Raw genomic sequence first — 5,738 nt, 5'->3', positions numbered from 1 at the left:
TGTGAAACGCAGGCATGCCGAGGTCGCCGGAGCTCAGGCCCGCGCTCTCGAAAGGCGGATCTGGCTCGTCGCGAGGCCGGCGAGGATGAGGCCGAGCGCGGCGAGGAACTGCGCGGGCAGGGTCTCGCCGAGGACGACCCAGCCGATGATGACCGCCCAGACCGGGACCTGATAGTTCACCAGGCTCAGGAAGGACGGGCCCGCGGTCTGGATCACATGGACGAGCATCACCGTCGCCAGCGCCGTGGGAAGGATGCCGAGATAGAGCACGCCGAGGAGCGCCGCCGGCGGCGGGCTCGCGGGAATGCCTTCGCTCAGAAGCGCCACGGGCAGGATCACCACGGCGGCGATCAGGAGCCCCGCGGCGGCGAAGGAGAGCTTCGGCCCGGCGGGCGCGAGCCGGGTGATGATCGCGCCGACCGCATAGGAGCAGCTCGCCGCGATGCAGGCGAGCCGGGCGAGACCGTCGGTGCCGGCCTCGCCCGAGAGAATCGCCGCCGGCCCGATCAGCAGCGCGACGCCCGCGAAACCGACGGCGAAGCCCGCCACCTTGCGCGGGGTCATGCGCTCGCCCGGCACGAAGACATGGGCGAGCGGCAGCACCAGCAGCGGCACCACGGCCATGGTGATGCCGGCATAGCCCGAGGTGACATGGCGCTGGCCCCAGGAAAGGAGCGTGAAGGGCAGCGCATTGGAGAAGATCGCCATGCCGGCGCAATGCAGCCAGATCCTTCGGCCCCGGTCGCTCGCCCAGGCGGGCAGGCCCTGGCCGGTGGCGAAGGCGACGCCGAGCAGGATCACCGCCGCCAGGGCGATGCGGATCGCCGCCACCCAGGCGGGACCGAATCCGGTGAGCGCCAGGGCGACACCGAGAAACGAGCCGCCCCAGATCAGCCCGAGCAGGAACAGGAGCAGCCAGGCGGTGAGCGTCGGGGATTCGGGGCGCATGATCGGGGAAATACCTGCGAAGATGCTCCGTCATATCGGGCGGCGGCAGTCAGGAGAAGCCCGGACCGGCGCGCGCGCCACAATCGCGCTTGGCACCGTGCCGGAGATCGATTATCCGGGCTCCGGGCGCGTCCCCGGACCAGGGTGAGCGGGGCGGGCTCGGCAACATCACCCTGACCATGGAGCTGGCCGATGAGCCACCCCCAAGCCGTCGGCGATGCGGTCGCCGCGCCCGCGAAACCCCAGCACAGACCCGCAAGGCCGGAATTCTCCTCCGGCCCCTGTCCCAAGCGCCCCGGATGGAGCGCGGAGGCGGTGGCGGCGCGCGCCTTCCTGGGCCGCTCGCACCGCGCCGCGGCGCCCAAGGCGCAGTTGCGCGACCTGATCGAGCGCACGGCGCGGCTGCTGGGCGTCCCGGAGGATTACCGGATCGGGATCGTGCCGGCCTCCGACACCGGCGCCTTCGAGATGGCGATGTGGTCGATGCTGGGCGCGCGCCCGGTCGACATGCTCGTCTGGGAGAGCTTCGGACAGGGCTGGGCGACGGATGCGACCAAGCAGCTCGCGCTGGCGGATTGCCGGGTGCTCGGTGCCGATTACGGCGCGCTGCCCGATCTCGGATCCGTACAGCAGGATGCGGATGTCTGCTTCACCTGGAACGGCACGACGAGCGGCGCGCGGGTGCCGGACGCGGCCTGGATCGCCGCGGACCGGGCGGGGCTGACGCTCTGCGACGCCACCTCGGCGGCCTTCGCGCAGCGGCTGGACTGGGAGAGGCTCGACGTGACGACCTTCTCCTGGCAGAAGGCGCTGGGCGGCGAGGGTGCGCATGGCATGCTGATCCTGAGCCCGCGCGCGGTGGAGCGGCTGGAGAGCTTCGTGCCGCCGCGGCCACTGCCGAAGGTCTTCCGGCTGACCAAGGGCGGCCGGCTGATCGAGGGGATCTTTCTCGGCGAGACGATCAACACGCCCTCGATGCTCTGCGTGGCGGATTGCCTCGATGCGCTGGAATGGATGGAGGGGCTCGGCGGGCTCGAGGCCACCTGTGCCCGGGCCGACGCCAATGCGGCCGCCCTGCAGGATTGGGTGGACGGCGCCGGCTGGATCGAGAACCTCGTCGCGGACCCGCGGGTGCGCTCGAACACCTCGGTCTGCCTGCGCATCACCGACCCCGGGATCGCGTCGCGGGACGAGACGGCGCAACGCGATTTCGTCAAGCGGATGACGAAGCTCCTGGAATCCGAGCGCGCCGCCTATGACATCGCGGGCTATCGCGACGCCCCGCCGGGCCTGCGGATCTGGTGCGGCACCACGGTCGAGACGGCCGACGTTCGGGCGCTGACGCCCTGGCTCGACTGGGCCTTCGCCGTGACCCGCGCCGGCTGATCGCCGCGCCCGCAACCCTTCCCATTGCCGCGGCCCTTGCCGCAACAGGATAGCAGACATGCCCAAAGTACTGATTTCCGACGAATTGTCCGATGCCGCCGTGCAGATCTTCCGCGACCGCGGTGTCGAGGTGGATTTTCAGCCGAAGCTCGGCAAGGATCCCGAGCGCCTTGCCGCGATCATCGGCGACTACGACGGCCTCGCGATCCGCTCCGCCACCAGGGTCACGGGTGACCTGATCGCCCGGGCCGAGCGGCTGCGGGTGATCGGCCGCGCCGGGATCGGGGTCGACAATGTCGACATCGCCGCCGCCAGCGCCCGCGGCATCGTGGTGATGAACACGCCCTTCGGCAACTCCATCACCACCGCCGAGCACGCCATCGGGATGATGTTTGCGGTGGCCCGCCAGATCCCGGCGGCGGATGCCTCGACGCGCGCGGGGAAGTGGGAGAAGTCGCGTTTCATGGGCGTGGAGATCTCGGGCAAGACGCTCGGGCTGATCGGCGCGGGCAACATCGGCTCGGTGGTGGCGAGCCGGGCGATCGGGCTGAAGATGCGGGTGATCGCCCATGATCCGTTCCTCTCCGCCGAACGGGCGCTGGCGATGGGGGTGGAGCGCATCGACGATCTCGACGAATTGCTGGCGCGCGCGGATTTCATCTCGCTCCATCTCCCGAAGACGGAGAAGACCGCGAACATCCTGTCGGCCGAGCGCATCGCGCGGATCAAGCCGGGGGCGCGGCTGATCAATTGCGCCCGCGGCGGGCTGGTGGACGAGGCGGCGGTGGCGGCGGCGCTGAAGGAGGGCCGGCTGGCGGCGGCGGCCTTCGACGTCTTTGCCGAGGAGCCGGCGGTGACGAACGTGCTCTTCGACGCGCCCAACGTGGTCTGCACGCCGCATCTGGGGGCCTCGACCACCGAGGCGCAGGAGAACGTCGCCCTGCATGTGGCTGAACAGATGTCCGATTATCTGGTCCATGGCGCGATCTCCAACGCGCTCAACGCGCCCTCGGTCACGGCCGAGGAGGCGCCGATCCTCAAACCCTGGATTGCGCTGGCGGAGATGCTGGGGAGCTTCGCCGGGCAGGTGACCGAACATGCGATCGAGGAGATCGAGATCGAATACGTGGGCGAGGTCGGGGACCTGAACCTCACCCCGCTCACCGCCGCGCTGACGGCGGGACTGCTGCGGCCGCTGGTCGGCGAAGGTGCCGTCAACATGGTCTCCGCGCCGCTGGTGGCGCGGGAGCGCGGGATCCACATCGCCGAGACGCGGAAGGATGCCCAGGGCGCCTTCGGATCCTACATCCGGCTGATCGTGACGACGGAGCATCAGACCCGCTCGGTCGCCGGCACGATCTACAGCGATGGCAAGCCGCGGTTCATCCAGATCAAGGGGATCGGGCTGGAAGCGGAGCCGATGCGCTACATGCTCTACACCACCAATACCGACACGCCCGGCTATATCGGCGCGCTGGGGACCAAGCTCGGCGCGCTTGGCGTCAATATCGCGACCTTCGCGCTGGGACGGGCGGTCAAGAGCGGCGAGGCGATCGCGCTGCTGGGCGTGGACGATGTGATCGGGGCGGAAACGCTCGCCGAGATCGCGGCGCTGCCGCAGGTGCGCCAGGCCAAGGCGCTGACGTTCTGAGTCCCGCGGCCCGTCGGGCCAGGGGCGCGATTCCGGCATGCACCACGCTTGCACGCGGCATGCACGATCCATGCACGCCGCATGCACCGGCGGCCGGCGCGTTCCCCGGGCCGCGCCGGGGCCCGGCCGGGGCGGGGCTCAGCTCGGGTCGGGCCAGGCGAAATCCGGGCGCAGCCCCTCGTAGACCGGGCGGCCGTCCCGGGGCTTCGGCTCCCCCGTCGCCGGGTCGTAGAAGGCATGGTAGGTCGCGGCCGGGAAACCCTCGTCGAAGCCCATGAGGTTCGGCACGATCGCGCGGATGCGATGCATCTTGTCGTCGAGCATGATCGGCGCACCGCATTCGGCGCAGGTGCAGAGCTCCAGCGGTCCGTCGGGGTTCTTGGCGTTGAACGGCTGGCGCTTCAGCCCGTCCATGTTGTCCACCGCCACGTCGGCGTATCTGAAGAACGCCACATGGGTGGCGGGTTGTCCGGTCACCGCCTTGCAGACCGAGCAGTGGCAGGTGTGATTGTCGACCGGAGCGCGATCCGAATGCGTATGGACATGGGCGCAGCCACCGTCGAGCGTGCTTGCCATTTCGGTTTCCTCCCCTTGAGTGCCTTGCGGCACCGTCGATCCGGGCCGCGGCGAGACAGTCTAGGCGCTGACCCGGCTTCCGCCAAACCCTTTGTCGCGCCAGCGCCCGCGGCCGCCGCGCTGCCGTCGGCGGCGATCTGTGGTATAATCCCCTTCCTCCAGAGCGAGTCTGCTTCAGGTCGAGTGCCAAGGAGGAAAGTCATGGCGAGTGCAACGCTCTTCATCAGCCGGGCCGAGGATCAGCCGGGACGCTATCTCGTCGTCGTCAATGGCGAGGGGTTCCACAATTCGGTCGGGGCGGAGGTCGCGGCCAGGATCCGCGGCGACGATCCGGTCTTCGACGACAGTCTCTTCGGCATCGGCGTCGGCATCCCCAACCATGTGCTTCCGGACGGGAGCTTCAGCCTGTCGACGGTCGTTCCCGGAAGCCAGCTGAACGAGGACTGGCGCCAGGACGAGATCTATGCCCTGGTGGATGTCGAGGGTTTCGGCCGTTCGGTCAGGAGCAACACCGTGAAGGGCCACTTCTAGGTGGTTCCGGCCTCGCAGCGGGCGGCACCGCCCCGCCGGTCGCGCGGGGCGCCCGCGTCCGGGCGCCGCAGCCGGGTTCCGCCCGGGACGGGACGGCGGGGGCGGTGATGCAGGCGCCGTTCCTGGGCTTCGGGGCGGAGGCGCTCGACTGGTTCCGCGGACTCGAGGCGGAGAATTCCAAGGCCTGGTTCGAGGCCAACCGGGCGGCGTGGGAGCGCGGGATCCGCGATCCGCTCGAGAGGCTCCTCGAGGAACTGGCGGCCGATCTCGGCGGCAGCGTCAGGATGTTCCGGCAGAACCGGGACATCCGCTTCTCGAAGGACAAGTCGCCCTACAAGACCAGTACCTACGGCGTGGTGCGCGTGCCGGGCAGCGAATCCGGGCTCTATGTCTCGATCTCCTCGAAGGGGCTCGGCGCGGGCTCCGGCTACTTGCGCATGGCGGCGGACCAGTTGCAGCGCTATCGCGACGCGGTGCAGCGGCCCGAGGGGGCGGAACTGGCCGAGGCGGTCGCTTCCATGCGCGCGGCCGGGCTGCGGCTCTGGGGCGCGGCGCTGAAGGGTGCGCCGCGCGGCGTGGCGCGGGACCATCCGCGCATCGAGCTCTTGCGGCTGAAAGACGTGCTGGCGGGCGACGATCTCTGCCC

Annotated in this window: 6 protein-coding genes; 4 read left to right on the top strand and 2 right to left on the bottom strand. The window is 70.0% G+C overall.

The window, feature by feature from the left end:
* Nucleotides 1-33: 33 nt before the first annotated feature.
* Nucleotides 34-948, bottom strand: coding sequence for a DMT family transporter (locus V7050_RS17515; RefSeq protein WP_324365491.1), 915 nt, complete (start codon nt 946-948; stop codon nt 34-36).
* 192 nt (nt 949-1,140) lie between these two features.
* On the opposite strand from V7050_RS17515, the gene V7050_RS17510 reads away from it, so the two are divergent.
* Nucleotides 1,141-2,334 carry a phosphoserine transaminase gene (locus V7050_RS17510; RefSeq protein ID WP_324365490.1) on the top strand — a complete coding sequence of 398 codons (1,194 nt, stop codon included), beginning with the start codon at nt 1,141-1,143 and terminating at the stop codon, nt 2,332-2,334.
* A gap of 58 nt (nt 2,335-2,392) precedes the next feature.
* Nucleotides 2,393-3,985, top strand: coding sequence for a phosphoglycerate dehydrogenase (gene serA / locus V7050_RS17505; protein ID WP_324374148.1), 1,593 nt, complete (start codon nt 2,393-2,395; stop codon nt 3,983-3,985).
* A 138-nt stretch (nt 3,986-4,123) separates the two neighbouring features.
* Here serA and V7050_RS17500 read toward each other — a convergent pair whose 3' ends face one another.
* Nucleotides 4,124-4,561 carry a GFA family protein gene (locus V7050_RS17500; RefSeq protein WP_324365922.1) on the bottom strand — a complete coding sequence of 146 codons (438 nt, stop codon included), beginning with the start codon at nt 4,559-4,561 and terminating at the stop codon, nt 4,124-4,126.
* Nucleotides 4,562-4,762: 201 nt separating this feature from the next.
* Between V7050_RS17500 and V7050_RS17495 the strand changes: the two genes are divergently transcribed.
* Together V7050_RS17495 and V7050_RS17490 are read left to right on the top strand one after the other, a co-directional pair.
* Entirely contained in the window at nt 4,763-5,092 is a 330-nt protein-coding gene (locus V7050_RS17495) for a hypothetical protein (RefSeq protein WP_324410926.1), read from the top strand.
* Nucleotides 5,093-5,199: 107 nt separating this feature from the next.
* Nucleotides 5,200-5,738, top strand: a 539-nt coding sequence (locus V7050_RS17490; protein ID WP_324410924.1) for a DUF2461 domain-containing protein, incomplete at its 3' end; no start/stop codon positions are given.

The sequence above is a fragment of the Amaricoccus sp. genome, assembly GCF_036846665.1.
Classification (GTDB): domain Bacteria; phylum Pseudomonadota; class Alphaproteobacteria; order Rhodobacterales; family Rhodobacteraceae; genus Amaricoccus.
The sequence above is the reverse complement of the archived record's forward strand: the minus strand, read 5'-3'. Positions and strand labels throughout refer to the sequence as shown.